Here is a 26,658-nt window from a genome sequence, read left to right as displayed (position 1 = left end):
AGAACGCGAACCGGCCGTCATGCAAAGGAATTGCAACGATCAGGCGGCGAGATCTTCCGCTTCGGTTCCCTTGAACATCTTTGCAAGGTTCAGGAAGCAGATCATGCCATGTTCGTTGGCAATGATGCCTTCGGAGTAGGACTTGTCGAAAGAGGCCGAGATTTCCGGAACCGGCTGGACCTGATTTGCCGGGATCGTCAGAATGTCCGAAACGCGGTCGACGAGCATGCCGATGACCATGTTGTGCACTTCGGCCACCACGATGGCGCTTCTTTCATTTGCGACGGTGCTTTTCATTCCGAGTTTGTGTGCGAGATCGATGATCGGAATAACCGAACCGCGCAGGTTCATGACGCCGATGACGTCTTTCGGCGCGTGGGGAATGGGCGTTGAAGGCGCCCAGCCGCGAATTTCGCGGATAGTCGTCGTCTTCACGCAGAATTCCTGATCATGCAGGCGGAATGCGATGATTTCGAGCGTCTCGCCGCCAAAGTTGGTAGAGTTTATCATTGCCATCAGAATTCTTCCCAATGCTCGCTGTGGAGGCCAGCGCAAGTGCACCGACACTTGCATATGCGAATTTGGCGTTCTGCCTGGTGCCTGAACAGCCGGAAACAATATTTTCCGCCTTCAATGGAAGATTCGTAGCATGAGATGGTTTCGCAAACCTAAATGCGAAGACTTCAATATTCTTTCTCGTAAAATATACCGGCTGCACCTTCGCCATTACCGCCCGCTTCACCGCGCAGCTTCACGCCGCGCCCGACATCGAGGTTGATGATGGCCTTTGCGCCGGAATCGCCGCTTTGCTGCAGTTCGAGATAGGTTCGCTCGTTGAGATATTTGCCGGCGGAAACGCGGGCCTGGCCTTCCGAATCCGTCGAGATGTCGAGATCGTCGACACCGAGATTGCTTCGGAGCTTGTCGAACAACGAGGTGGAGCGCCCACCGGCAAGCTGTGCTGCCGCATCCGCCAGCCGCGCGATCTGCAAGGCCGAGAGCTTGGACATGGATTGGCCGAAGATCAGCTGTGCCATAACCTCATCCTGCGGCAGAGCCGGGGTTGAGGAGAAGGCGAATGTCGGGTCGTTGGCATTGCCGGAAACCGCAACGGTGATGGTGGCGGAACCAGCGGTGGACTGCGCCTCCATATCCAGAACCGGCACGAGGCCGCCGCCGAAGGTTATCTTGCCCGTATTGAAATCGAGACGGCGGGTGAGAATTTCGAGCCGTCCACGGCGCATTTCAAAACCGCCGGAGATGACGGGAACAGCTGCCGTACCGCGAATGGTCAGATTGCCGGTCAGTTCTGCGTCGATGCCGCGTCCGCGCACGAAGATGCCGCTTGGTGCGTTTACCTGCAGATCAAGATTGATAGTGGATGAACTGCCACTGCCACCCTGATCGTTGCCGAGTGCCTTTACCTGCGCCCGCACCTGCGGCGGGGCGTTCTTGTGCTTGACGTCGATTTCCGTCAGCGAGGCCGGAAGTTTCTCCGGGATGGTGATGGCGCTTCTGTCCAGCGTCAGCTTGCCGCCAAGCACGGGCGAATTCAGAAGCGGACCCTTCAGCGTCAGCGTGCCGCTCACGATGGTCGTCACCAGCGTGCCATCATTGTAACCGGCGCGGTCCAACGTGATCGTGATGTCGGCTGGAAAGCCCGAACCGCCCGTTATACCGACGCTACCCGTTCCCGAGATCGTTCCGCCGCCGGCAAGCTTTCCCGTCAGCCGGGAGATGACGGCGCGATCACGATCGAAGGTGACCGTTGCAGCCAGCCCGTTGACCGTGAGGTTACGGCGCACATCGGTCAGGCGCGTACCATCGGTGGTGATGCTGCCGGTAACGACAGGCGCGGAAGCGCTGCCGGAAATCTTCACATCGATGGCGGCGGTGCCGTCCACATCGAGGCCCTGTGCTGCGGTTTGTGCGGCAACGGCGGAGAAGGGCAACCTCCCGGAAAAGGCCATGGAAAGCGGACGGTTACCGGCAATGCCGAGGGAGCCGCCGCCCGAAAGCGACATGCCGCCCTGACCGGTTACATTCGTATCGATCTGCAGGGTGCCGCCGGCGAAACGGCCGTTTGCCTTGATGCCGAGCGCTGCAAGCCCTGCCGCACGCGTCTGGGCAACCTCGGCATTCGTCCAGTTCAGATTATAATCGACCGCCGGGTCTGAAGCCGTGCCCTTGGCGCTGACCGTTCCGGATATACTCCCCGCCGCATCCAGCCCAGTGGCGAAGGCATTTGCGAGGTTCGCGGGAAGCGAGCGGATATTGGCGTTGATGTCGAGTGTCGAACCCGCCGTGCCGTTTACCTCGACCCGCCCGTCGCCGGTGATGATAGTCAGACCGGAGATGCGGGCCGTGCCGTTCTCGATCGCAATTGTACTCGGCTTTTCAAGCCGTACGGCAATGCCCTTGGGGGCGGCCGAGAAGGCATCGAGCCGCACGGTCATCGGCGATCCTGCGGTATTGGCACTGCCCTTTACCACGAGCGGCGCATTGTCGTAGCGTCCGTTGACATCGAAGTTGGTGGTCGTGCCGGAATGGCCAATGGTCGCATTAAGCGCCGAAATCGCCGCGGTGCCAGCATTGACGCTGTCGGCGCTGACCTTGCCGTTGATGGCGAGCGCCCGAAGGTCGTCAATGGAGATATCGGCAGCGAGCTTCGAAATAACCGTTGTGCCCTGGCGGATGCTGCCGCCATTCGCCTTTATCGTCGCGGCAATCCGGCCGTTATCGTTACTGAGTACGATGTCGCCGGCAATATCGCCATCTGCCTGTTGCGCGGCAAGTGCCGCCAGCAGGGCCAAGTCCGGGAAATTGAACGACAGATTGCCAGATGGCAGGAATTGTTGCGAGAATTGCAGCTTGCCGTTCAAGATGTTGCGACCCACTGCCACATGAAGCTCGGGTATTGCCGTGCCGTTTTCTGTCTGCACCACATTGGCGTTGGCGTCGATCTTCTGCCGGTCGAGGCTGCCGCTGGCGGTCAGTTTTGCCTGCGGTGCGGCCGGATCGGCCTTGCCTGCGGCATTGACCTTCAGGGCTTCAAGCTTCCGTCCGGCAAGAGTGGCACTTTCGGAGCTTAAGGTGACATTGAAGTCGGGCGCGGCAAGCGCGCCGCTGGCTTCAATTGCAAAATCGGCAACGCCCTTTGCCTGTGGCGTCAGTTTTTCGAGAGCGGGAAACTTGCCCGTCAGATTGGCGCTCAACACGTCGTCTTCGAGACTGACATCACCTGTCGCTTCAATTGTTCCGGATTTGACCACGAGGTTCTGAACGCTTGTGCGCCCGCCAATGATCAGGTCGATGTCGCCCTGCAAAGCGATGGTGGTATCGAATTTTTCCGCCAGCGCTGGCGGCAGGGTGGCGGGCAACGCGAAGAGCTGCACGCTGGATGTCAGGCGATTGTTGGCGAGGTCGAAACTGCCGTTCAGCGTTCCGCCGACGCTGGCGCTCTCCAGCGTCGCGCCGTCAAAGCCGATGGTCGACGAGGTGAGGCTGACCGGCGCCTTGATGGTGACCGGCGCACGCACCAGCCGGTCGATATCCGGGCTGACGAAGGACGATTGTGCCACGGAGAGAATGGTGTCGATGGTGCCGCTGCGATCGGCAATGTTGAGATTGCCGCTCCTGGCCGTCAGCTTGACATCATCAAGCCTACCCTGTGGCAGGGAAAGGCTGCGCAACGATGCCGTGGTGTTGAGATGAGCGGCATCAGCGTTGCCTTTCAGGGAAAGATCAATGCCATTGATGAGGGCCTGGATCTCGCCATTGTTCAGCGGCCAGCGGAAATCCACTGGCCCGGCGGTGCCGATGAGGTTGGCACTAAGATCGTTCTGGCCGTTCGGATCCACGGTGCCCGAGGCCGTCAGCAGCAATGTGCCAGTTTCCAGTGTGCTGCTGCCGATTTCGATGCGGCCCTGTGGTGAGAGCGTGGCGTTTGCATCAAGTTTCGTCTCGCCGGCGAAAAGCTGTCGGAAAGCGGGGGGCAGAAGCAGATCGGGCTGGCCGCCGCCTGCGACCTCGATACGCCGCGTGCCGTCGTCTCCAAGTAGATGGTGGCCGGTGACGTTGAGCACGGGGTTGCCGGCGACGTTGCCGCGCAGAGTGCCGGTCCAGTCAGAAAGCGGACCTTCACCGTTCACATCGATCGCCACGGCGGGTGTGCCCGGAAGCGAGAGCAGCGTGGCCAGAAGCCCGCCCTCGGGCTCCTTCATCTCCGCTTTCAACTTCAAGACATTTTCATTCGGCAGAAACGCGATGTCTGCATTGACCGCAGCGTCCGGCGTGCTCTGCCGGTGGGCAGTGAGCGATAGCCTGATATCGTCCTGCGCGGCCTTGAGATTGCCCTCGGCGGTCAGCTCGAAGTCGCGGCCAAGAAGGGATTGTCCGAGGCTAATATCGGGGAAATCGAAACTGTCGATGTCGATTTCAATCGGCAGGGACGAACTGCCGGAGCTTTTGGTCGATGTTTGCTCAGCGGGAAGCGGTTTGCGATCGACATCAATCGATCCGGCCGACACCCGGTCGGCGTGGAAGGTTCCGGCAAGAAGCGAGAGCGGCGACCAGTCAACGGCGATCTGGTTCACACGGGCGTAAGGTCCCTGCCGATCCGAAAGGGTGACATTGTCGAGCCGCAGGCGACCGGTCAAAAGACCGCTGGGTGGAGAGATTTCGATTGTCTGGTCGGGCGTGGAAACGAGCGATGAAATCTGCTTTGCGGCAATTCTTGCACCCATCGGCGTAAGACTGACGAACAGAACCGCAAGCAACACCAGCACCACGCCGCAAAGAGCAGCGTAGCCCAGCCATTTCAGCAATCGAATCAACGTTGTCATCAAGCGTAATCTACACTCTGTTGCTAGGGTGTTCGATGGCGGCGTTTAAAAAGACTGGCCGATGCCAGCATAAATGCCGAAATTGTTGCCACCATCATATTTTTCAAGCGGCATGGCGACATCAAGACGCAAAGGCCCAAAGGGCGTTGCGTAACGCAAACCAATACCGGCGCCAGCCCGGATATCGGAGAAATCAGGGGTTACGCTGTCGGATACCACGCCCGCATCGATAAAGGGCACGATTCCGATCGTATCGGTGACCTTGATGCGGGCTTCGATGGAGCCAACCACGTAAGAGCGGCCGCCAGTTGCATCACCGGCTGCATTATAGGGCGATATTTCCTGGTAGCTATAGCCGCGGACGGATCCGCCGCCGCCGGCATAAAAGCGCCTTGTGGTCGGTATGTCCTGCAGATTGCTGCCGCCGACGAGCACGCCGCCGGAAAGCTTTCCGGCCATGATCAAGCGATCTTCGGCGCCGAGTCCCTTATAACCCGAAATAGAGCCTTCAAAGGAGGAAAAGAAAGTGCCGTTCAACGCTTCGTAGCTGGGCTTGGCGGCCACCGATGCACGAAAGCCTTCAGTGGGGTTGAGCTTGTCGTCGCGCGTATCGCGAACGAATTCCAGCGGTATGGAGGTGGTCAGATATTTGTTCTTGCCGAATGCGTCTTCGGTATCTGCCCACTGCACCTCGAGACCGGCGGCTGCGGTATCGGTGTCGTTCAGCTCATAACTGAAACCGGCGGCTCCCGTTATGGTTTTGGCCTCATAGGTATCGGGATGTTCGGTCTTGGCGATCAGGCTGGTCTTGAATGTGGTGCGCGGATTGAACATGCCGGGCTTTGTGAAGGTGATGCCCGCCGAATAGTCCATGCCTTCAACGCTCGATGCTTCGGCGATGCGTGAAACCGAACCCTCGATCCGCAGCGATTCCGCCTGCCCGAACAGGTTCCTGTGGCCCCAATACCCCTGGAGGCCAATGCCTTCCGTGGTGGAATATTGTGCGCCGACGCCGAAATAACGATGCTTGCCCTCTGACACCTCGATGGTGAGCGGAATGGAGCCATCGCGTGACAGTGTTCCTGCTTCCTTGATTGTCAGGCTGGAAAAGACCCCGAGCTGGCGTAGCCGGTCTGCGGCCTTGCGCAGTTTTTCCGGGGAGTAGGGTTCGCCGCCATTGAGGCGCGAATAACGGCGGATGAAGTCGCCGTCGACGGTTTTTTCGCCGGTCACGGTGACCGCGCCGAGGGGTGCCACGGGGCCACCTTCGGCAGCCATGGTAATGTCGACCGTGTTCGTCGCGTGGTTTGCAACGGCCTCGCGTTTCGTCAGCTTCGCAAGCGGGCGGCCTTCGGCTTTCAGATCATCGATCAGCTTGTTGCCGGCGCGGATGATTGCCAGGGATCCGGCCTCGCCGCCGGTGACGAGACCGTATTCTTCAAGGTTGCGGCCCGTCACATCGCCCTCGAGCCTGATATTGCCGAGCGTGAAGACCGGGCCGGGGGTGACGGTTATGACCACGGGCACCGGAGCGGAGTGATCGAACACCGGATTGGGCGGCAGATCGTCCACATCCTTGCCGGCGACCGTGACCTTGACGATGCCGCCATATCGGGCGTTTTCGTAAAGCGCTGCGATCAGCCTGTCCCTGTCATCACGCGCCTTGATCAGAAGGCCGAGATCGCCGGAGGCCGGTTTGTCCTTGTCGGCCAGAAGAAGCGAGCTGTTTTCCAGGCTGCCTTTGAGAGATTTGTCTGCATCGGCAGCATTCAGCGTCACGGCATATTTGACCGGATTTATAACTTCGATCTCCGGTTCTTCCGAACCCCAGAGACGCACGCCGAACAGCTTGAAAGCAAAAGCATCGCGAGTAAACGCCGGGTACAGGGCGAACGTGACGGCAACCGCAAGAGCGGTGCCAGCTTTCCGATACGCAATACCTGTCTTCGGGTTAGTCCGTGTTCTTCGCATAAGCTGCTTTATGGTTGAGCATTTATTATGGCTCTGACCCGTTTCCTGTCCGTTAACAGTGCAGTTTAATCATAAATAAACGGCGTTGAGGACCCTTCGGACTGTGTTTTGCCCGCCTTAACGCAAAAAGCCCCGGATGACCGGGGCTTCTGTGCAACGGTATCTCGTGCAGCTATTAACGGCAACGCGCCGTGTAACGCTGACCGTACTGGTCGCGATAATAGCAATAGCCAGGTTCGGATGCATTGCCGATCAACGCGCCGCCAACGCCACCGATCGCCGCGCCTACTGCCGCGCCACGAACGTTGCCCGTGATAGCGCCGCCCAGGACCGCACCGGAAACGGCACCGATCGAAGCACCCTTTTCAGTCTGCGTGCAGCTTGCAAGCGACAGGCCGACCAGCGCAAATATGATTGCCTTTTTCATGAAACTCTCTCCAACGTTACAATGAGCTCTTCGGCTCGGTAGGCGTCCCATATTTATCTGCGGCGACTGCTACCTCCGACCGCCACAGATAACTAACAATTCGATACCGTTTAGGGAAGCCTCCTCTTTCAGGCGTTCTTCCGCGCGTAAATCGATTGCGTCCCAAACAACGGCGCCGTTTGAAAAAGGTTCCAAATTTCCGGGTTTTTTGATGTGAATCAATTTTGTACTTTTCATCGGCGTCTATAAACGGTTTATTGGAATGGTTCAAAACAACGGCGAATTGACGCAGACGTGGTTAAAGCAGCTCGCAAGGGTTGACGGTCCCGGTGTCGAGGCAGAAAACGATCTGGTCAATTCTGGAGCATGGCATGGACTTCGAGGCATTTTTTACGACGGAACTGCAGAGCCTGCATTCTGAGGGACGCTATCGCGTTTTTGCGGATATCGAACGCCAGCAGGGGAATTTTCCCCGCGCGACACGGTACAACGCCAATGGCGAGCGCAAGGACGTAACCGTCTGGTGTTCCAACGATTATCTGGGCATGGGCCAGAACCCCAAAGTCATCGAAGCCATGAAAGCCGCCATCGATCACTGTGGCGCGGGTGCGGGAGGCACCCGGAATATTTCTGGGACCAACCATCATCACGTCCTGCTGGAACAGGAACTTGCCGATCTGCACGGCAAGGAATCGGCGCTGATCTTCACGTCGGGTTACGTTTCCAACTGGGCGACACTCGGCACACTTGGCCAGAAAATTCCGGGCCTCATCATTTTCTCCGATGCGCTCAACCATGCCTCGATGATCGAAGGCATCCGTTACGGCCGTTGCGAGCGGGTGATCTGGAAACACAATGATCTCGAAGATCTCGAGGCAAAGCTCAAGGCAGCCGATCCAAGCGCGCCGAAGCTCATCGCCTTTGAATCCGTCTATTCGATGGATGGCGATATCGCCCCGATCAAGGAAATCTGCGATCTTGCCGATCGTTATGGCGCCATGACCTATCTCGACGAAGTCCATGCCGTTGGCATGTACGGACCGCGCGGCGGCGGCATTGCCGAGCGCGAAGGCCTGATGGATCGCCTGACTATCATCGAGGGAACGCTCGGCAAGGCTTTCGGCGTGATGGGCGGTTATATTGCCGGGTCCACGGCGGTCTGTGATTTTATCCGTTCTTTCGCCTCCGGTTTCATCTTCACGACGGCCCTGCCGCCGTCGCTCGCTGCCGGCGCAATCGCCTCGATCCAGCATCTGAAGGCAAGCCCCTTTGAGCGCGCCCGCCATCAGGACCGGGTGCGCAAGCTGCGGGGGCTTCTGGATGCACGCGGCATTCCGCACATGGACAATCCCAGCCATATCGTACCGGTCATGGTGGGCGATGCCGCCAAGTGCAAATGGATTTCGGATATCCTGCTCGACAATCACGGCGTCTATGTGCAGCCGATCAATTATCCAACCGTGCCGCGCAAGACCGAGCGTCTGCGCATCACCCCGACACCGCTGCACACCGATGCCGACATCGAACAGTTGGTGGGCGCGTTGCACCAGCTCTGGTCGCATTGTGCGCTGGCGCGTGCCGTGGCTTAAGGCCGCAGTTCAAACAAGAGAAAATCTGGCCGCGTTTACGCGGCCTTTTCTTTGCTGGCGATGAGTTCCCGCGCGTGATTGCGGGCTTCCCCGTCCGCCGAAAATACGTCTTCAATGCTGTTGGCTGATCGGCCGTCATGCATGCGGTCCATGACCGTTTCGACGATTTCGGCCATATCGAGAAAACCGATGCCGCCTTCGACGAAGGCGTGAAAGGCGGTTTCTTCGGCGGCATTCAGAGCCGCGCCCTGCAAGCCTCCGCGCTCCAGCGCCGTGCGCGCCAGTCGGAGCGCCGGAAACCTGGCCTCATCAGGAGCTTCGAAATCGAGCCGCGCCAGTTTGGCGAAATCCAGGCGTTCCACATTGAGATTGCCGCGCTCAGGATAGGTGAGGGCATAAGAGATGGCGGTTCGCATATCGGGCGAGCCGAGCTGGGCGATATAGGAGCCATCCGTATAACCCACCATCGAATGTATGATCGACTGCGGATGAACGATCACCTCCACCTGCTCGGGCCTGAGATCGAAGAGATATTTCGCCTCGATCATTTCCAGCCCCTTATTGAACATCGAGGCGCTGCCGATCGATACCTTCAACCCCATCGACCAGTTGGGATGTGCGCGGGCGATATCTGCCGTGACATTGGCCATCTGCTCACGCGACCAGGTGCGAAAGGGTCCGCCGGATGCGGTGAGTACGATGCGCTCCACGGCCTGTTTGTGATCGCCCGTCAGGCACTGGAAGATCGCGCTATGTTCGCTATCGACCGGGATCAACCTGCCGCCGCCCTGTTTGACCGTGCGCAGGAAAACATCGCCTGCTGAAACGAGGCATTCCTTGTTGGCAAGCGCTATGTCTGCGCCGCGCCGTGCGGCTGTCAATGTCGGGGCAAGACCAGGTGTTCCGGCAATCGCTGCCATTACCCAGCCGGCCTCCATCGAGGCCGCTTCTTCGAGGCCGGATTTGCCTGCCGCAACCTCAATGCCGGTGCCGGCAAGGGTCGCTTTCAGCGCTTCGTATTTGCCATCCTCGGCGGTTACCGCGAGCTGCGCGCCGAATTCACGCGCCTGTTGCGCCAGAAGATCGATGTTTCCGGCGCCGGTGAGCGCCAAAACCTCGAATTGTCTGCGACCACCCAGCTGACGGACGACATCCAGTGTGTTCGTACCGATCGAACCCGTCGAACCCAATATCGTCAGCCTGCGTGGCATTTCACTGGTATCTGTCATCTTCCGTCCGTCGGTCGTTTCCGGTTGCCCGAAACCGATGCATAGTTTCTGGCGACATGCACTAGCCTCTACTCGTGAAAACCCGTCATAACAAGGACACAGCCGGGCTATTGTTTTTGCGGATGGCAAAGCCATATGCAAGAAAAAGGATGAGAGAATATTGATGCGACGTTTTCTGGTTTCCAGCGGTTGGATTTTTGCGGCAAGCCTTGTGCTGGTTCTGGTCTTTATTCCTTTCGACCCACGCCTTTCGGAACATGCTCAAGCCCTGCCGGGAAGGATAGTTTCCTTCAATCGTTCCATTACCGATTTCGGTACGTTCAGCTGGATGCTTTATTCCACTGGCGCTCTTGCCATCCTCGCCTATGTCGGCGCGCGTGTCCTGCAGGCGCGGACCTATTCCGGCCGGCTGAGGACGGCATGGCGGCTTCTCGCTTACTTCTTCCTGACGATCGGAACGGCGAGCATATTGGTCCACACGCTGAAATTCCTGATCGGGCGGGCGCGGCCGGAGCTTTTTCTGGAAATGGGTGCCTATAGCCTCACGCCTTTTACCGGTGACAATCTTTATGAGAGCTTCCCGTCAGGCCATTCGACGGCTGCCGGAGCGTTTTTCGGTGTTTTCGCCATGCTGATGCCGCGCTTCCGCTGGGCGTTCCTGCTGCTTGCGCTTGTCATTGGTGTTTCACGCGTCATAGTCGGCGCGCATTATCCAAGCGATGTGGCCGCCGGGCTGTTGCTTGGCATGTGGACGGCCATGGCCTTCGCCTTTATCTTTGCCCGGTCCGAAATGCTTTTCCGTTTCGATGCACATGGTTGGCCACAGCCGAAAAATGCAAACCTGCCGGCGGCGGATGCACGATAGAGACGTTTAACGGACAGGGGGCGGTGATGGAAGAAGCGAAAGTCGTGCCGAAGAATGACGGCAGGGCCGTTCAGCACATCCGCACGTCCGTTGTCGTGGCCGGTGGCGGGCCGGCCGGCCTGATGCTCGGCCTTTTGCTTGCCCGCAGCGGTATAGACGTAACGGTTGTCGAGAAACATGGAGATTTTCTGCGCGATTTTCGCGGCGACACCATTCACCCCTCCACGCTTGAACTGATGGAGCAGCTGGGTTTTGCCGAGGAGTTCCTGAGCCTCCCGCATACGCGTGCGCCACGGCTGAACGCAGTCATCGGCGGCGAGCGTATCACGATCGCGGATTTTTCGCGGCTGCCGGTCCATCATCGTTTCATTGCCTTCATGCCGCAATGGGATTTTCTCAATTTTATCGTCGGCAAGGCCGGGCAATATGAGAATTTTCGGCTGCTGATGAATGCGCCGGTAACCGGCCTGATCGAGCGCGACGGGCGTGTTGGTGGCCTCATGGTCAATACGCCGGAAGGCGCAATCGAGATCGCCGCTGATCTGGTGGTGGGCGCGGATGGCCGCAACTCCATCGTCCGCGAGGCGGCGGGGCTTGAAGTACAGCGCTTCGGCATCCCGACCGAGGTGCTTTGGATGCGTCTTTCGAGACAGCCGGGTGATCCGGCCGACACCATGGGCCATGCGGGTTCGCGGCAGGGTTTCGTGATGATCAACCGCGGTGACTACTGGCAATGCGGATACGTGGTGCGCAAGGGCTTTTTCGCTGACATGAAGATTGAGGGACTTGAAGCCTTCAGGAACCGGGTTGCGGAAATCTGCCCTTTCCCGCGCGAGAGGCTCGACGAAATTACGAGCTGGGATGACGTGCATCCGCTCACCGTCCGTATCGATCGGTTGAAGCGCTGGTGGAAGCCCGGCCTGATCTGCATCGGCGATGCGGCCCATGCCATGTCGCCCGTCGGCGGTGTCGGCATCAATCTTGCCATTCAGGATGCGGTTGCTGCGGCCAATGTTCTGGTGCCGGTATTCACATCCGGCCGGACCATTGCCGATGATGACCTCGCCGCCATAGAGAAACGGCGATCCTTTCCAACCAAGGCCACGCAATTCTTGCAGCGGATGATGCGTGTCGGTCGCAAGAAAGAGCAGGCGGAAACGGCGGAAAAGCCGAAAGGCCCACCCGCCATCGTGCGGGCGATCATGCGGTTTCCACTTTTTGCCCATCTGACCGGCAGGCTGGTGGGGTTGGGCTTTCGTCGGGAAAAGATCGAGACGGTGTGACGCGGCTTAAGCCGCATTCACGATTTCCTTCGCATATTTCAGCCCGATAACGGCGGAACCGATCAGCCCCGGCTCGATCCGGCAAATGGCAGGCACGACGAGCGGCCTGTCGAAGCGCCTGAGAATGCGGCCCCTGACGGCTTCGTCCAGAGCTGTCACGAGTTCCCTTGAATTCGAAAGCCCGCCGCCGACGGGCACGATGGTTGCGCCGGTGACATTGATCACCATCGCCAGCGGCGAGGCGAGAATATCAATGAGTACATCGATGGTTCTTGCGGCTTGCGCATCGCCTGCCTGCCAGGCGGCAATAATATCCTCACTGGTCATATCCTGCCCGTGAAGATGCAGATGCAGCTTTTCCATGCCGCGCGCGCTGCCGATCGCGTCGACACAGCCGGTGAGGCCGCAACCGCATTCGAATCGCGGCAGCGATACCGGTGGATTGCCGGCCAATGTCGCGGCCACTGGCCCATGTCCCCATTCGCCAGCGAAGCCGCCGTCGCTGTTGATGAGCTTGCCGTCAATCACCAGCCCGCCGCCGACACCTGTTCCAAGGATAACGCCGAAGACGACGCGATGTCCTTGTCCGGAGCCGATTTCCGATTCGGCGATCACGAAACAATCCGCATCGTTCGAAACGATAACAGGAAGGTTCAGGGCTTTTTCCAGATCGTCTTTTAACGTTCTGCGGTGAATGCTGGGAATATTGGCGACTGTCGCCTTTCCCGTATCAAGATCGATGACGCCCGCGATCGACAGTGATACGCAGTCGGGTGTGCCGCCGCTGTTGTCGATGACGGATTTCAAGCCGGCAGCGAAGTCTTCGAAGCTGGTTTTGGGCGTTGGTATACGCGGCACGGGGCGAATATCGTCCGGGGCATGGGCAATCGCGCCCTTGATGGTCGTTCCGCCGATATCGAAACAAACGATCATGGTTCAGACTCCGGAACGTGTGGCATCGTAGATTTTTTCTCCGCCAATCCATGTTGAATGCATCTGGAGGTCTGGTGTCAGCATCACGAAATCAGCATCGAAACCGGACAGGAGTTTTCCCTTGCCGGATGCGCCGATTGCCTGCGCGGGATAGGCGGATGCCATTCGCAAAGCTTCTTCCAGCGGCATTTCCATCTTCTCACGCATGAAGCGGATGCAGGAGAGCATGTCTATATCCGCTCCCGCCAGCGTGCCGTCGGCCAATGTTAGCCGTCCACCGTTGCGATAGACGCGCCGGCCGTTCAGTTCAAAACCGTCATCATCCGTGCCGATGGTGGACATGGCGTCGGTGACAAGGAAGATGCGGGCCGGGCCATTCTTGGCGCGCAGCGCAATGCCGATTGCGGCCGGATCGACATGGAATCCGTCGGCTATAAGCCCGCAATGCAACTTGCCGTACGAAAGTGCGGCCCCGACCAGCCCCGGCTCGCGGTGGCCAAGCGGGCTCATGGCATTGAAGAGATGCGTTACCATGGATGCGCCTGCATCAGCATAGGCCGTCGCAACATCGAGACCGGTGTCGGTATGGCCGAGGCTGACGACGATGCCGGCGTCGCTGAGTGCTGCAACCTGCTCGACAGTAACATTTTCCGGGGCAATGGTTGTCAGCACGAAGGGGAGTTCCGCCCTGCAGCCGGTCAGGACCGCGAGGTCGTCTGTCTCCATCTTGCGGATCAACGCCGGATCATGCGTGCCCTTGCGCGCGACGGAAAGATGCGGCCCCTCGAAATGCAGGCCGAGGAAACCGGGCACATGCTCCTTGCCCGCGGCAATCCCCGCCTGCGCCGCCCTGGAAGTCACGTCCGACCGGTCGGTGATGAGCGTCACCATCAAAGCCGTCGTGCCGAACTGGGCGTGGGCGGAGCAGATGCGGGCAATGCCAGCCACATCCGGCTGGTTGTTGAACATGACGCCACCACCGCCATTGACCTGAAGGTCGATGAAGCCCGGCGCGATCAACAGCCCATCTGTATCGATCACTTCGGCGTCGGCAGGCACGCTGTCCAGGACAGCGGCAACGCGCCCTTCGCGGATCAGGAGCACCTTGTCATCATGCCATTCGGCGCCATCGAAAATGCGGGCGCCGACAAATGCCTTTATGCCGCTCATTGGGTTTCAGTCACCTTCTTCAATGCCACGGGAGCATCCGGGTTGAAGCCTCTTGCGCGCGACAGTTGCTCGATGAAGCCGTAAAACGGCGCGATAAGCAGCAATGCATCGGTCAGGGGATGGTTTGTTTCCACGAAGGGCAAGGGCTTGGCCGGGCTACCCTTGGCAGATGTGACGAAAACATTGGCGCCTTTATGGGCAAGGCTTGCGGCAATATCCGTAACGGAGGTCTCGGCGCGGTCGCGCGCGGCAAAGGCGATTACCGGAAATTTCGGTGCGACCAGCGAAACCGGGCCGTGCATGACTTCTGCCGACGAATAGGCTTCCGCGTGCAGCTCGCAGGTTTCCTTGCATTTCAGCGCGGCTTCCGCGGCAATCGCAAGGGCGGGGCCGCGGCCCAGCATATAAAGTGAATCCTCACCCTTCACAGCCTCGCCAATATGGCTCCAGTCAAGCGCGATCGCCTTGGCGAAATTCTGCGGCAGGGTGCTGACGGCCTTCGCGAGCAGGCTGTCTTCCGTCCATTCGGCAAGGATGGCCAGACCGGCGACAATGGAGTTGACGAAGGACTTGGTTGCGGCAACTGCCTTTTCCGGTCCCGCCTGGATGTCGATGGCGTGATTGGCGGCGTCTCCAAGGGGGGAGGGCAGGGTGTTCACGAGGGAGAAGGTAAGCGCTCCGCCCTTGCGGGCACTTTCCGCCAACGCGACGATGTCAGGGCTTTTGCCCGATTGCGATACGGCGAAGGCTGCCGCCCGTTCCAGCCGCAGTTTCGTCTGGTAGATCGAGGCGAGCGAAGGGCCGAGCGAGGCGACTGGAAGCCCCGTCTGTAACTCGATCGCATATTTCAGGAAATGCGCGGCGTGATCGGACGATCCGCGCGCAATGGTGACGATAACGGCCGGGTCACGGGCTTTCAGCTTGTCTCCGGCCTGCCGGAAGTCGGCACTGGTATTGTCCAGCAGACGGGCGACGGCATCGGGAATCTCGTTGATTTCCTGGCGCATCAGGGTTGTCATCGTTTTCTGTCCTTGGTCGATGTGTTTCAGTCGGAGGTCATCGTCAGTTCGGCGACGAGGTCGTAGGCGTCGCTGCGATAAAGGGCGCGCGATATTTCCATGAGGCGGCCGCTTTCGAGATAGGCCATGCGCTGGACGGAAAGTGCAGCAGACCCGGGGGGAACTCCAAGCAGCATCGTTTCCTCATCCGTAAGGTTGCGCGCGGAGATGCGCTGGATGGCGCGGACGGGGCGAATATCGCTTTTCGCAAGCTCCTGATAAAGCGAGTTTTCCACCAGCTGTGGGTCCGGCAGAATATCACCCGGCAGGCTCGTGACTTCGAGCGCGATCGGCTGGTCGTTGGCAAGGCGCAGTCGCGTCAACCGGGCAACCATGGCGGATTGGGAAAGGCCGAGAGCCATCATCTCGTCACCGGTCGGGTAAAACAGGCCTCTTTCAAGCCAGCGCGTGCTCGCCACCATTCCCCGGCGGCGCATATCCTCTGTAAACGAGGTAAGCTTGGTCAACGGCTGCTGCATACGGGTGATGGGTTTGACGACAAAGGTGCCCGACCCATGCCTGCGGACGAGAAGTCCGTCGCGAACGAGATCGTCCACAGCCTTGCGCACCGTGACGCGGCTGACGCAGGCGCTTTCGGCAATGTCGCGCTCGGGCGGCAGGGCATCGCCATGTTTGAGGCGGCCGCCATTGATGGCGTCTTCAATCGTCTGACGCAGTTTCAGGTAAAGCGGGCCGCCGCCTCCCGATTGCAGGTCGTCCAGAATAAGCACTGCCCCGTTCATCCATAACCTCTGTCACAATCGATGTGGCGAATTCCGGCTATACCATATGCGTCACAATCGGCAATACCAAAATAGAACCATTAGTGGATTTGTACGACTAATCGGTGGTTTTTTCGATCATTTGCCGAATAATAAGGCCTCATGCTTGAAATTTCCGCATTAACCAAAAAAAATTTCCGGCAATTGGAATTGCTATAGACGATTGGCATTTTTTTGGTATTGTTTTTGTATCAGTGGCTGACGGCGCTCTATCTTGCGCCTGTCTCCGCTGGGGAAATCGGTCTCCGGTCCTCACTAGGATTTGCGAGATCGAATTTAACTTGACCGTTATGAAAATTAATTTCATCGTGGCGGAAAATTATCGCAGATATCAAGATAACCAGCAAAGAAATGGTTGCTTCTGCGAAAATGAATTACGAATGAACAGGGAACAAAGTTCATGAAGGTGGGAATTATCGGACTCGGATTCCGTCTCGGTTATCTGGGCTACGTTTTTCACGAGATCGACAAGGATTTCGAGATCGTCGGTTATGTCGATCCTGCCCCGGCCGGTCTGCCGGGTCTTGAGGAAAAGGGCATTTCGGCTGGCAAGGCCTATGACAGCCCCGAGGCGTTGATTGCCGGCGAGACATTCGACCTTTTGATGATCGGCTCACCGAACCATATGCATCTGGAGCATATCCGCATCGGGCTTGAAGCCGGTTGCACCATTTTCTCGGAAAAACCCATCGTCGTCAGCATCGAGGAAAGCCTCGAACTCGCCCGGTTGCTCAACAAGCATGGACATGAGCGGCTGCTGGTCGGTCTGGTCCTGCGTTACTCGCCGCTTTACCGCGATCTGCGCGCCGCGCAGGCCGAAGGCAAGCTGGGTGACGTCGTCTCCATCGAGGCTTCGGAACATATCCCGCCCTATCATGGCGCGTTCTTCATGCGCGACTGGCGGCGTTACGAGAACTATTCCGGCTCCTTTATGCTGGAAAAATGCTGCCACGACCTCGATCTCTATAATGGCGTGGTGGGTGCCCGGCCGCGTTTCGTGTCGAGCTTTGGCGGGCGCAAGAGCTTCACGCCTGCAAATGCTCCTCAAAATGACGGCATCAACGACATGGAAGTCTACCATCGCAAGCCTAGCGGCTGGATGGGTTCCGACAAGGTTTTCGACAGCGACGGTGATATCATCGACTACCAGACCGCGATCGTCGAATATGAAAATGGCGCATCGCTCGCCTTCCATACCAATCTGAACGTTCCCGACGATTTCCGCCGTTTCTGCGTCATCGGCGCCAAGGGCATGGCCGAGGGCGATTTCGTGCGCGGCTTCCTGAACGTGCACAATGCCCGCACCAACGAAAAGACCGTTGCCAAGACCTATTCGGCGGCAACCGTGCTCTCCCAGCATTATGGCGCTGATGAGCAGATGGCCGAGGACGTGATCAACCATGTCGTCAAGGGGACGCCCCTGCCGGTTTCCGCGCTCGACGCGATCGAGGCCGGTATTCTGGCGCTCGCCATGGACGAGGCGCGCCATGGCCGCAAGGTGGTCGATCTCAAGCCGGTGTGGGAGGAATATGATCTGGCACTCCACGGGCAGTTGAAGTCGCCCGCCGTGAAATCGGCTTAAGGGGGCGCTGCGATGGATGCGAAACGCAGCGCGGTTATCTTTGCTTGGCTTCTTCTTTTGCCGGCGCTTTTATACATCACTGTTATTGTTGCTTATCCGCTCGTCGATACCTTCATCCTGTCTTTCACGGACGCGTCGTTGAAAAAGACGACGAACTGGGTGGGTTTCATCAATTACGAGAAGATCTTCAACGAGACTTTCGCCGGGGTCATCACGCGGACCTTTATCTGGACGTTCTTTTCCGTCTCGATAAAGATGATCATCGGCACCTTCGGTGCGGTGTTGCTGAATTCGGCCGTTCCCGGTCGGGCCCTGTTTCGCATCCTGACGATGCCGCCATGGATCGTGCCGATGGCTATCGGCATCTTCATGTGGGGCTGGATGTATAACGGCCAGTTCGGCATGATTTCCGGTGTTCTCCAGAACCTTGGCCTGGTGGACGGTCCAGTCGCCTTCCTCGCCTATGGCAGCACGGCTTTCTGGGCGACCATCATCACCGACGTATGGATCGGCGTGCCGATGGTGACGCTTTATCTGCTGGCGGCAATTCAGGCCATTCCGCAAGATCTTTACGAGGCAGCCTGGACCGACGGCGCCAGCCGCACCTACCGCTTCCGCCGCATCACGTTGCCGCTGATGCTGCCGGCCATGATTACCATGTCGATGATCTCGCTGATTTCGACCTTCAATTCCTTCGACATCATCTGGATCCTGACACAGGGCGGACCGACGGGCCAGACGACGACCATGATCATCGACACCTACAAGACGGCGATCGGTTCCTACAAATACGGTGAGGGCGCGGCGCGTGCAGTGCTGATCTGCATCTTCCTGTCCATATTCACCTACTTCTACTTCCGCATCACCAGCCGTATCTCGCAGGAGACCAGCCGATGACCGACAAAAATGCGATGATCAACCGTTACAGATGGTATGAGATCGTCGGGATTTATTGCGGCATCGCCGTATTCCTGACCTTCGTGCTGGCGCCGTTTGTCGAAGGGTTTCTGGTTTCGCTGAAACCGCTCAGCCTGCTTTTTTCGTCACCGTATAAGTTTTGGCCGGAAAACGGCTCCTTCGAAGCTTACCGGACCATGTGGGTCAGCGTTCCCGGCTTTGCCCGCTACGTCTTCAACTCCTTCTTCATCTCGACGATATCGACGATCATCGTTCTGCTTCTGGTGGTGCCGGCGTCCTATGCTTTCGCGCGGTTCCAGTTTCGCGGTCGCGGGCAATTGCTCGGCGCGTTTCTGGCGATCAACATGTTCTCCGGTGCGGTGCTTCTGATCCCGCTTTACCGGCTGATGCGCAATATGGGCGTCCTGAACACCTATCTGGCGATGATCATTCCCGGCGCCGCCTTTTTGATCCCCACTGCCATCTGGCTTTTGCGAACCTACATGCTGCGCATTCCGCGCGAACTGGAAGAGGCGGCCTATGTGGACGGCGCGAGCTATTTCTATACCTTCCGCCGGGTGATCCTGCCGCTTGCGATGCCTGGCATCGCCGTCGTCTCCATCACCACCTTCATCGGTGCTTATGCGCAGCAGTTCATCTTCGCGCTCACCTTCAATTCCAAGACCGAATATATGCCGCTGCCCATCGGCCTGTTTGCCTATTTCGGTCGTCAGGAAGTCGTCTGGAATGAGTTGATGGCGGCCAGTTTCGTCGGCATTGCGCCGGCCATGGTCGTCATCTTCTTCATGCAACGCTATCTCGTCAGCGGGCTTACCGCCGGCGCGGTGAAATAATCAACAATAGGAACGACCACCAGAAAACGGGAGACTATCTATGGCACTGAAACATTACGGATTGGCGCTTTGCGCCTTCGCATTTGCCGGTTCCACTGCCCTTGGCACGGTGGCGGCACACGCCGCCGACAAGGAGATCAGCTGGATCTATTGCGGCGACAAGATGGACCCCATCCATGAAAAATACATCAAGGAATGGGAAGGCAAGAATGCCGGCTGGAAGGTCGTTCCGGAAGTCGTCGGCTGGGCGCAGTGCCAGGACAAGGCAACCACGCTCGCTGCCGCCGGCACTCCGGTCGCCATGGCCTATGTCGGTTCGCGCACGCTGAAGCAGTTCGCACAGAACGACCTCATCGTTCCGGTGCCGATGACCGAAGAAGAAAAGAAGACCTATTACCCTAACATCGTCGACACGGTTACCTTCGAGGATACGCAGTGGGGCGTGCCCGTCGCCTTCTCGACCAAGGCGCTCTATTGGAACAAGGACCTCTTCAAGCAGGCCGGTCTCGATCCGGAAGTGCCGCCGAAGACCTGGGCTGAAGAGATCGCCTTTGCCAAGCAGATCAAGGAAAAGACCGGCGTCGCCGGTTATGGTCTGCCCGCCAAGACCTTCGACAACACCATGCACCAGTTCATGCACTGGGTTTACACCAATAACGGCAAGGTCATCGACGGCGACAAGATCACCGTCGACAGCCCGCAGGTTCTTGCAGCTCTGAAGGCCTACAAGGACATCACGCCTTACTCCGTCGAGGGTCCGACGGCCTACGAGCAGAACGAAATCCGCGCCATCTTCCTCGATGGTAAGGTTGGCATGATCCAGGCGGGATCGGGTGCTGCAACCCGCCTGCAGGAAACCAAGATCAACTGGGGTATCGCAACCCTGCCGCTCGGCCCTGAAGCCAAGGGTCCCGGCACGCTGCTCATCACCGACAGCCTCGCGATCTTCAAGGGAACCGGTGTCGAAGAAAAGGCGACCGAATTCGCCAAGTTCATCACTTCTCCCGGCCCGCAGGGCGAATACGAACTGCAGGGCGGCGCTGGCCTGACCCCGCTTCGTCCGTCGCCGAAGGTTGATGAGTTCATCGCCAAGGACCCCTTCTGGAAGCCGCTGATCGACGGTATCGCCTATGGCGGTCCCGAGCCGCTCTTCACTGACTACAAGGGCTTCCAGGACACGATGATTGAGATGGTGCAGTCTGTCGTTACCGGCAAGGCGACACCGGAAGATGCCGCAAAGAAGGCCTCTGCCGCTCTCGAGCAGTACAAGTAATCCACATTTATACGGTTGCGGGCGCACGTCGCCCGCAACCTCATAATTCGTTGCGAGAATACCCGCCGCTATGACGGCAGGAGCTTCTCGTGTGTTTTAACGGTTCCGATAAGGCGCGATTTTTCCGTGTCGCGGAACGTCTCTGAACGCAGCCTGATGTCGGCTGGTGACGGGAGAGGCAAGTTTTGGGTCAGCTTTATCTCAACAACGTCCGCAAGAACTATGGACATTTCGAAGTCATCAAGGGCGTTCAGCTCGACATCAGGGATGGCGAGTTCGTCGTTTTTGTCGGTCCCTCGGGATGCGGTAAATCCACATTGCTGCGCATGATCGCCGGCCTTGAGGATATTTCCGCCGGCGACATCGTCATCAACGGCGTGAAGGTCAATGACTTGCCGCCGGTTAGACGCGGCATCGCCATGGTGTTCCAGTCCTATGCGCTCTATCCGCATATGACGGTTTTTGAAAACATCGCTTTTCCCCTCCGTGTCGAAAAGATGGAAGAGGGCAAGATCAAGGAAAAGGTCGAGGCCGTCGCGAAGATCCTGCAACTCGACCAGCGCCTGCAGCAGCGTCCCGGCATGTTGTCCGGCGGCCAGCGCCAGCGTGTAGCGATCGGCCGCGCCATCGTTCGCGAGCCGAAGATATTCCTGTTCGACGAGCCGCTTTCCAACCTTGACGCCGCACTTCGCGCCGACATGCGTATCGAGCTCACCAATCTGCATCGGACGCTGAAGGCGACGATGATCTACGTGACGCATGACCAGGTGGAAGCCATGACCATGGCCGACCGCATCGTGGTGCTGAATGCGGGCGAAATCTCCCAGGTCGGCGCGCCGCTGGAACTTTACCACAAGCCCGCAAACCTGTTCGTCGCCGGTTTCATCGGCAATCCGAAAATGAATTTCCTGAAGGTCACCTGCAAATCCGTCAGCGCCGATGGTGTGACCGTGGAGTATGAGGGCCAGACAATCACCGTGCCGGTGGAGCCGCGCGCCGGTCTTGAAGGCACGCAACTGACGCTCGGCATTCGCCCGGAACACACCGGTCTCGAAACGGCCGACCTGAATATCAAGGTCGCGCCCAGCGTTATCGAGCGGCTGGGTGTGAATACGATCGCTTATGGCGTCGCGCCCACGGGTGAAAATTATTGCGCGCTTCTTTCCGGTTCTGCGCCTGTTGTCGTCGATGAAACCATCGTCACCGGTATCAAGGCGTCGGATTGCCATCTGTTTGATGAAAGCGGCACATCGCTCGAACGGCGTGTCGACCTTTCTGTCCTCAAACTGATACAATAAAGGGCGGGAACCGGGCCATGAAATCTGTCTCGCCATGCCCGGTTTTCTGCGACGCTATCGGTTTTCAGCGGTCTTCGTCCTGCAGACGAAAAAGCAACGCCGGGCTTTCGGCCCGGCGTTCAAAACGGTCTGGCAGGTCCGCTGGATCACGGCATGGGATTGGGCATGTATCCGGTGAAACCGCTGATTTTCCAGCGGCCCTCATGCAGTCGGCAATAATAGAGCGTCTGCCATTTCATGACGTCGAAGCTGCCATCGGCCTTGCGAAGCCCGCCGTCGAACTTCTTGCGAACCAGCGCGGTCTCACCTTCCACTTCGATTTCTTCCAGCGTGGTGGTGGTGAAGATCGCATTGCGCGGGTCTTCAGCGAATTGCTGGGTCTGGAAATCCTGCGCCTGTCGCAGCCATTCGTCGCGATAGGCGTCAAGCGAGGGGAAGGACAGGCGCCAGTTGTCCGGGTTTGCATCCCGGTTGGCGTTGATGCCGAGAAAGCCGTCCTTTACGAAATCATCCGCGACTTTCGACCAGTCGGCAGTGAGGAAGGCGTCGATATCCCGCGTTACCAGCATGTCCCAGATGGAGTGGCGGGCGACGTCTGTTTCGGGAAAAGGGTTTTTGAATGGGTCGCGCATGATTTAGGTCCGTTGTTGAAATTATTTTCAAGATTTGGATATTTCTCTGGCGAAGATTGTTGGCATATGCTCATCTCGCAATCAACAGAGAAAATAATTTTCAAATCAAAGGTGTCCGGCGTGTCGTCAACGGGGCGAAACATGGTCGATTCATGGGTGTGTACGGTTGACGGGCGTCTCGGATTAGGGTGCATCGGAAACGGGGCCAAGCCTTAAGTTTTGGCGGAACGGAGACCGGTGAGCATGGATATTTTCGCAAAGATTCAAGACGACAGGGGACAGTTCTCGCAATCGGAGCGGCGGATCGCCGATATTCTGGTTTCGGACTTCGAGTTTGCGGTCAATGCATCGATCATCGAGCTTGCCGCCCGCGCCGAGGTTTCCCCGCCAACTGTGACGCGGTTCTGCCGCCGTCTGGGGTGCCAGAGCTTTTCGGATTTCAAGGTCAGCCTTGCCAAGACCGCTTATGTCGGCATCCGCTACCTCACCTCGGAACCGACAAGCACGGGCCCGTCGGACGTCGCCGAGGAAGTGCTTGCCAAGGCGCAGGAGGCGCTTTTCCTGCTGCACAAGACGCTCGATCCCGCCCTGGCCGACGAAGCGGCCGTCCGGATTGCCAATAGCGGCATGATCTACGCGTTTGGAGCCGGTGGTAATTCCTCGATGATCGCCTCGGAAATTCAGAACCGGCTGTTTCGCCTTGGCCTGCGCGTTTCGACCAGCGCCGATCACAGCATGCAATTGATGATGACTGCCGCTGCGCGGAAGGAAGACGTTATCATCGGATCCTCCTTTTCCGGCCGCAACATGGAATTGGTGAAGTGCTTCAGGCTGGCGCGGGAAATGGGGGTCACCACCATCGCGCTGACCCAGAGCGATACGCCCGTCGCCTTGGCCGCCGATATGGTGGTGGCCGTCAACGTGCCTGAGGGAAACAATATCTTCCGCCCAACATCATCGCGTTATGCCTATCTGGCGGCGGTTGATGTTCTGGCGACGCTAGCTGCCTATCACCACCGGCAGCGGTCGATGGTGACCCTGCGGCACATCAAGCAGCAGCTTGTGGAGCATCGTGATCCGGACGACCGGCAATTGCTGGGTGACTAGAGCATTTCCAGTGAGCCCGCGTAGCGGTTTCACGCCCGGAAAATGCGTAAAAACAAAGATGTAGAGCGGCTTGACCCCAAAACCCGCTCTGGAAAGCTTCGAAGGAGTAGCATGACATGCAGGACAGGAAAGACCAGGTCGCCGTCGTAACGGGCGCGGCGGGCGACATCGGCCGGGCGATTGCCGCGGCGCTTTCTGAAAGCCACGCGAAGGTGGTGTTGGTCGATATCGATCCCGACGCCCTTTCCAATGCGCTTTCCCTGCTTTCCGGTTCCGCCTTCGTTTCGAAAACCTGCGACGTCACCGATCCGCAGGATCTTGCAAGGCTGGCCTTGGAGGTTGCGGAGCTGGGTGATGTCGCGACCCTCGTCAACAATGCCGGTGCTGCAAGGGCCGTCAGCCTGCACGACACGACCGCAGAGATATGGCGCAAGGACAATGCCCTTAACTTGGAAGCACCGTTTCTCTGCTTCAGGGCTTTCGAGGACGCGCTTAAGCGCACGCAAGGGTCTGTCATCAATATCACCTCCGTCAACGGCATGGCTGTGTTCGGCCATCCCGCCTATAGCGCGGCAAAGGCAGGCTTGATCCATCTGACGAAGCTGATCGCTGTCGAATACGGAAAATTCGGCATTCGTTCCAATGCTGTTGCTCCAGGAACCGTGCGCACGCAGGCTTGGGAAGCGCGGGCGGCAGTCAATCCTCAGGTCTTCGAGGAAGCGAAGCACTGGTATCCGTTGCAGCGCATCGTGAGGCCTGAGGATGTCGCCAACGCCGTCGCTTTTCTAGCCGGGCCACAGGCAGCGGCCATCAGCGGCGTGTGCCTGCCGGTGGATTGCGGCCTGACGGCAGGGCAGGCGCCGCTCGCCCGCACTTTCTCACAATCCGAACACTACTGACCGAAGTCCTCTCGGGCTTGAAGCACAATAAAGGGGAGCATCATGGCGCTCGCACAATTTCGTCTCGAAAACTCATGGCATCCGCTCGAAGATTCCGCATCGGGTGGCTTCACCTTCACCCTGTTCAATCTTTCCAGCGAGCCGGTGAAGGATTTCCGGATCGTCTATACGTCGCTGACGCGGACCATCGACAAGCCCGTCTGCGGCAATGCCGTCTATCTGCGCCGCAATGCCAATTTCCATGAATTTGCGCCGCCACGGGGTTTCGTGCTGGAAGCCGGGAAATCGTGGCGTTTCACCGTTGACGGCCTGCTCAGGCCTGCCCGCCATCGCACAGACGGTGCGAAATCCGCCTATATCAGCCTTGCCGACGGCACACATCGCGCGGTTGATGTCGCTGACCTGATGCTTGACGGGCGCCATAGCGAGCCGGCGCCAGCCCTGCTTCCCGAAGGAAAGCTCGATCTGCCCTTCGCCATCCAGCCCTGGCCTGCGGAAATCGATGCCGCGCCGGGCGAAGACTTTCCCGTCGCACTCTTCCCGACGGAAGAGGCAGGCAAGGAAGAGGTGCTTGCGGTGGAAACTGTTTCGTCGCTGTTCCGCAGGCTTTTTGCCGTTGGTCACGTGCCTTTCAGCCTCGCGCCTGTTCATGAGGGCAAACAGCTTCGTTTCAAGCAACATAGCGGTCTGGAAGCGGAAGGTTATCGCCTGTCTTTCTCTGATGACGCCGTCGTCGTGGAATATTCGGCCGCTGCAGGTCTGCAATACGGCCTGACTGTGCTTGCGCAATTGCTGCACGGCGCGCGCACCGATACCAAATTCCGTTTCCCGGTTTCCGGCACCATCGCCGATGCGCCGCGTTACAGCTGGCGCGGTTGCCATCTGGATGTCTCGCGACAATTCTATCCGACCGGTGATGTCGTGCGGCTGATCGACATTCTTGCATGGCTGCGCATGAACCGGTTCCATTGGCACCTGACGGATGACGAGGCTTGGCGTCTCGAAATCAAGGCTTACCCGCTGCTGACGACAGTCGGCGCGACGCGCGGACCGGATGCGCCGCTTCTGCCGCAGCTCGGCAATGGGGCTGAGCCGGTTTCCGGTTATTACACGCAGGATGATGTTCGCATGGTCGTCGCGCATGCGGCGGCACTGAACATCGAAATCGTGCCGGAGGTCGATATTCCCGGCCACAGCACGGCGGCTCTCGTTGCCTATCCGGAGCTGACGGATGGGCAGGAAGCGCCGGACAGCTATCGCTCCGTACAGGGCTATCCCAACAATGCGCTCAATCCCGCCATCGAGCCGACCTATGAATTCCTTGGCAAGATATTCGACGAGATGGTGGAGCTTTTCCCCTCGCGGCTGATCCATATCGGCGGCGACGAGGTAGCAGATGGCTCCTGGCTTGCCTCGCCGCTTGCCAAGTCGTTGATGGAAAAGGAAGGCCTCGACGGCACCTTCGGTATCCAGTCCTATTTCATGAAACGTATTCAGGGGATGCTGCATGAGCGCGGCCGCCAGCTTGCCGGCTGGGACGAAGTTTCGCACGGCGGCGGCGTCGATCCCTCGGGAACATTGCTGATGGCCTGGCAGAAGCCGGAAGTTGGCCTGGAGCTTGCAAAGCAGGGCTACGACGTCGTGATGACGCCGGGACAGGCCTATTATCTCGACATGGTGCAGGATGAAGCCTGGCAGGAGCCGGGCGCAAGCTGGGCCGGCACCGTTCCGCCGTCGCATACATATGCTTACGAGGCAGTCGGTGAGTTCCCCGAGGAATTGAAGGAGCGGATGAAAGGCGTTCAGGCCTGCATCTGGTCCGAGCATTTCCTCAATCGCGCCTATTTCAACCATCTGGTTTTCCCGAGACTGCCCGCCATTGCCGAGGCGGCGTGGACGCCGAAAGCGCAGAAGGACTGGCTGCGTTTCTCCGCCATCGTCCGCTTGAGCCCGGTCTATTGAGAG

Annotated in this window: 21 protein-coding genes; 11 read left to right on the top strand and 10 right to left on the bottom strand. The window is 58.6% G+C overall.

Annotated elements, in window-relative coordinates; translation table 11 throughout:
* Positions 1–39: 39 nt before the first annotated feature.
* The 4 genes from QE432_RS12115 to QE432_RS12100 form a co-directional block, all read right to left on the bottom strand.
* Positions 40–516 (bottom strand): chemotaxis protein CheW, encoded by a 477-nt coding sequence (locus QE432_RS12115; RefSeq protein WP_003504949.1) that lies wholly within the window; start codon positions 514–516, stop codon positions 40–42.
* Between the two features lie 167 nt (positions 517–683).
* A complete protein-coding gene (locus tag QE432_RS12110; RefSeq protein WP_306624415.1) occupies positions 684–4,844 on the bottom strand; it encodes a translocation/assembly module TamB domain-containing protein in 4,161 nt (1,386 codons plus the stop codon).
* Positions 4,845–4,889: 45 nt separating this feature from the next.
* Entirely contained in the window at positions 4,890–6,815 is a 1,926-nt protein-coding gene (locus tag QE432_RS12105; RefSeq protein WP_065662997.1) for an autotransporter assembly complex protein TamA, read from the bottom strand.
* A gap of 175 nt (positions 6,816–6,990) precedes the next feature.
* Entirely contained in the window at positions 6,991–7,242 is a 252-nt protein-coding gene (locus tag QE432_RS12100; RefSeq protein ID WP_003492347.1) for a YMGG-like glycine zipper-containing protein, read from the bottom strand.
* Between the two features lie 371 nt (positions 7,243–7,613).
* Here QE432_RS12100 and hemA point away from each other — a divergent pair, with 371 nt between their 5' ends.
* Positions 7,614–8,831: a 5-aminolevulinate synthase gene (gene hemA / locus QE432_RS12095; RefSeq protein WP_003516756.1), complete on the top strand. Its 1,218-nt coding sequence runs from the start codon at positions 7,614–7,616 to the stop codon at positions 8,829–8,831.
* Between the two features lie 35 nt (positions 8,832–8,866).
* Here hemA and dxr read toward each other — a convergent pair whose 3' ends face one another.
* Positions 8,867–10,060, bottom strand: coding sequence for a 1-deoxy-D-xylulose-5-phosphate reductoisomerase (gene dxr, locus QE432_RS12090; protein ID WP_306624403.1), 1,194 nt, complete (start codon positions 10,058–10,060; stop codon positions 8,867–8,869).
* A 163-nt stretch (positions 10,061–10,223) separates the two neighbouring features.
* On the opposite strand from dxr, the gene QE432_RS12085 reads away from it, so the two are divergent.
* A complete protein-coding gene (locus QE432_RS12085; RefSeq protein WP_115062448.1) occupies positions 10,224–10,925 on the top strand; it encodes a phosphatase PAP2 family protein in 702 nt (233 codons plus the stop codon).
* Between the two features lie 26 nt (positions 10,926–10,951).
* Positions 10,952–12,208, top strand: a complete 1,257-nt coding sequence (locus QE432_RS12080) for an FAD-dependent oxidoreductase (RefSeq protein WP_306624401.1) — start codon at positions 10,952–10,954, stop codon at positions 12,206–12,208.
* Positions 12,209–12,214: 6 nt separating this feature from the next.
* Here QE432_RS12080 and QE432_RS12075 read toward each other — a convergent pair whose 3' ends face one another.
* From QE432_RS12075 to QE432_RS12060, 4 genes are read right to left on the bottom strand one after another with little or no spacing between them, the layout of a single operon-like run.
* Positions 12,215–13,141, bottom strand: a complete 927-nt coding sequence (locus tag QE432_RS12075) for an ROK family protein (RefSeq protein ID WP_065703396.1) — start codon at positions 13,139–13,141, stop codon at positions 12,215–12,217.
* Between the two features lie 3 nt (positions 13,142–13,144).
* Complete coding sequence (gene nagA, locus QE432_RS12070) at positions 13,145–14,311, bottom strand: N-acetylglucosamine-6-phosphate deacetylase (RefSeq protein ID WP_306624399.1); 1,167 nt, start codon at positions 14,309–14,311, stop codon at positions 13,145–13,147.
* Positions 14,308–15,330, bottom strand: a complete 1,023-nt coding sequence (locus QE432_RS12065) for an SIS domain-containing protein (RefSeq protein WP_003516766.1) — start codon at positions 15,328–15,330, stop codon at positions 14,308–14,310. The genes nagA and QE432_RS12065 overlap by 4 nt, the downstream gene beginning before the upstream one ends.
* Before the next feature lie 26 nt (positions 15,331–15,356).
* On the bottom strand, positions 15,357–16,112 hold the full coding sequence (locus QE432_RS12060; RefSeq protein WP_112682373.1) for a GntR family transcriptional regulator: 756 nt from the start codon (positions 16,110–16,112) through the stop codon (positions 15,357–15,359).
* A gap of 439 nt (positions 16,113–16,551) precedes the next feature.
* On the opposite strand from QE432_RS12060, the gene QE432_RS12055 reads away from it, so the two are divergent.
* From QE432_RS12055 to QE432_RS12035, 5 genes are all read left to right on the top strand, one after another.
* Positions 16,552–17,733: a Gfo/Idh/MocA family protein gene (locus QE432_RS12055; protein WP_003516769.1), complete on the top strand. Its 1,182-nt coding sequence runs from the start codon at positions 16,552–16,554 to the stop codon at positions 17,731–17,733.
* Positions 17,734–17,745: 12 nt separating this feature from the next.
* Positions 17,746–18,630, top strand: a complete 885-nt coding sequence (locus QE432_RS12050; protein WP_003516771.1) for a carbohydrate ABC transporter permease — start codon at positions 17,746–17,748, stop codon at positions 18,628–18,630.
* Complete coding sequence (locus tag QE432_RS12045) at positions 18,627–19,484, top strand: carbohydrate ABC transporter permease (protein WP_003516772.1); 858 nt, start codon at positions 18,627–18,629, stop codon at positions 19,482–19,484. Before QE432_RS12050 ends, QE432_RS12045 begins: the two co-directional genes overlap by 4 nt.
* A 40-nt stretch (positions 19,485–19,524) precedes the next feature.
* Complete coding sequence (locus tag QE432_RS12040) at positions 19,525–20,757, top strand: extracellular solute-binding protein (protein WP_025594526.1); 1,233 nt, start codon at positions 19,525–19,527, stop codon at positions 20,755–20,757.
* Positions 20,758–20,942: 185 nt separating this feature from the next.
* Positions 20,943–22,055 (top strand): ABC transporter ATP-binding protein, encoded by a 1,113-nt coding sequence (locus QE432_RS12035; protein WP_003516776.1) that lies wholly within the window; start codon positions 20,943–20,945, stop codon positions 22,053–22,055.
* 146 nt (positions 22,056–22,201) lie between these two features.
* Here QE432_RS12035 and QE432_RS12030 read toward each other — a convergent pair whose 3' ends face one another.
* On the bottom strand, positions 22,202–22,687 hold the full coding sequence (locus QE432_RS12030; protein WP_013636865.1) for a hypothetical protein: 486 nt from the start codon (positions 22,685–22,687) through the stop codon (positions 22,202–22,204).
* Positions 22,688–22,930: 243 nt separating this feature from the next.
* On the opposite strand from QE432_RS12030, the gene QE432_RS12025 reads away from it, so the two are divergent.
* The 3 genes from QE432_RS12025 (at position 22,931) to QE432_RS12015 (ending at position 26,655) form a co-directional block, all read left to right on the top strand.
* A complete protein-coding gene (locus tag QE432_RS12025; protein ID WP_003516783.1) occupies positions 22,931–23,794 on the top strand; it encodes a MurR/RpiR family transcriptional regulator in 864 nt (287 codons plus the stop codon).
* A gap of 116 nt (positions 23,795–23,910) precedes the next feature.
* Positions 23,911–24,693, top strand: coding sequence for an SDR family oxidoreductase (locus QE432_RS12020; protein ID WP_003516784.1), 783 nt, complete (start codon positions 23,911–23,913; stop codon positions 24,691–24,693).
* A 42-nt stretch (positions 24,694–24,735) separates the two neighbouring features.
* The gene (locus tag QE432_RS12015) at positions 24,736–26,655 is read left to right on the top strand and encodes a beta-N-acetylhexosaminidase (protein WP_306624393.1); all 1,920 of its coding nucleotides are present in this window, start codon (positions 24,736–24,738) and stop codon (positions 26,653–26,655) included.
* The last annotated feature ends 3 nt before the right edge of the window (positions 26,656–26,658 follow it).

Origin of the sequence: Agrobacterium sp. SORGH_AS_0745, assembly GCF_030818995.1 — a bacterium.
In the GTDB taxonomy this organism is placed as follows: domain Bacteria; phylum Pseudomonadota; class Alphaproteobacteria; order Rhizobiales; family Rhizobiaceae; genus Agrobacterium; species Agrobacterium tumefaciens.
This window is presented reverse-complemented; position numbering and strand designations above follow the sequence as displayed.

Coding starts and splice junctions, on each gene's coding strand:
- QE432_RS12075 (WP_065703396.1), bottom strand. CDS start 13,141: ATGATCGTTTGTTTCGATATCGGCGGAACGACCATCAAGGGCGCGATT.
- QE432_RS12100 (WP_003492347.1), bottom strand. CDS start 7,242: ATGAAAAAGGCAATCATATTTGCGCTGGTCGGCCTGTCGCTTGCAAGC.
- QE432_RS12040 (WP_025594526.1), top strand. CDS start 19,525: ATGGCACTGAAACATTACGGATTGGCGCTTTGCGCCTTCGCATTTGCC.
- hemA (WP_003516756.1), top strand. CDS start 7,614: ATGGACTTCGAGGCATTTTTTACGACGGAACTGCAGAGCCTGCATTCT.
- QE432_RS12080 (WP_306624401.1), top strand. CDS start 10,952: ATGGAAGAAGCGAAAGTCGTGCCGAAGAATGACGGCAGGGCCGTTCAG.
- QE432_RS12065 (WP_003516766.1), bottom strand. CDS start 15,330: ATGACAACCCTGATGCGCCAGGAAATCAACGAGATTCCCGATGCCGTC.
- QE432_RS12045 (WP_003516772.1), top strand. CDS start 18,627: ATGACCGACAAAAATGCGATGATCAACCGTTACAGATGGTATGAGATC.
- nagA (WP_306624399.1), bottom strand. CDS start 14,311: ATGAGCGGCATAAAGGCATTTGTCGGCGCCCGCATTTTCGATGGCGCC.
- QE432_RS12110 (WP_306624415.1), bottom strand. CDS start 4,844: ATGACAACGTTGATTCGATTGCTGAAATGGCTGGGCTACGCTGCTCTT.
- QE432_RS12020 (WP_003516784.1), top strand. CDS start 23,911: ATGCAGGACAGGAAAGACCAGGTCGCCGTCGTAACGGGCGCGGCGGGC.
- QE432_RS12085 (WP_115062448.1), top strand. CDS start 10,224: ATGCGACGTTTTCTGGTTTCCAGCGGTTGGATTTTTGCGGCAAGCCTT.
- QE432_RS12055 (WP_003516769.1), top strand. CDS start 16,552: ATGAAGGTGGGAATTATCGGACTCGGATTCCGTCTCGGTTATCTGGGC.
- QE432_RS12050 (WP_003516771.1), top strand. CDS start 17,746: ATGGATGCGAAACGCAGCGCGGTTATCTTTGCTTGGCTTCTTCTTTTG.
- QE432_RS12105 (WP_065662997.1), bottom strand. CDS start 6,815: ATGCGAAGAACACGGACTAACCCGAAGACAGGTATTGCGTATCGGAAA.
- dxr (WP_306624403.1), bottom strand. CDS start 10,060: ATGACAGATACCAGTGAAATGCCACGCAGGCTGACGATATTGGGTTCG.
- QE432_RS12115 (WP_003504949.1), bottom strand. CDS start 516: ATGGCAATGATAAACTCTACCAACTTTGGCGGCGAGACGCTCGAAATC.
- QE432_RS12025 (WP_003516783.1), top strand. CDS start 22,931: ATGGATATTTTCGCAAAGATTCAAGACGACAGGGGACAGTTCTCGCAA.
- QE432_RS12015 (WP_306624393.1), top strand. CDS start 24,736: ATGGCGCTCGCACAATTTCGTCTCGAAAACTCATGGCATCCGCTCGAA.
- QE432_RS12060 (WP_112682373.1), bottom strand. CDS start 16,112: ATGAACGGGGCAGTGCTTATTCTGGACGACCTGCAATCGGGAGGCGGC.
- QE432_RS12030 (WP_013636865.1), bottom strand. CDS start 22,687: ATGCGCGACCCATTCAAAAACCCTTTTCCCGAAACAGACGTCGCCCGC.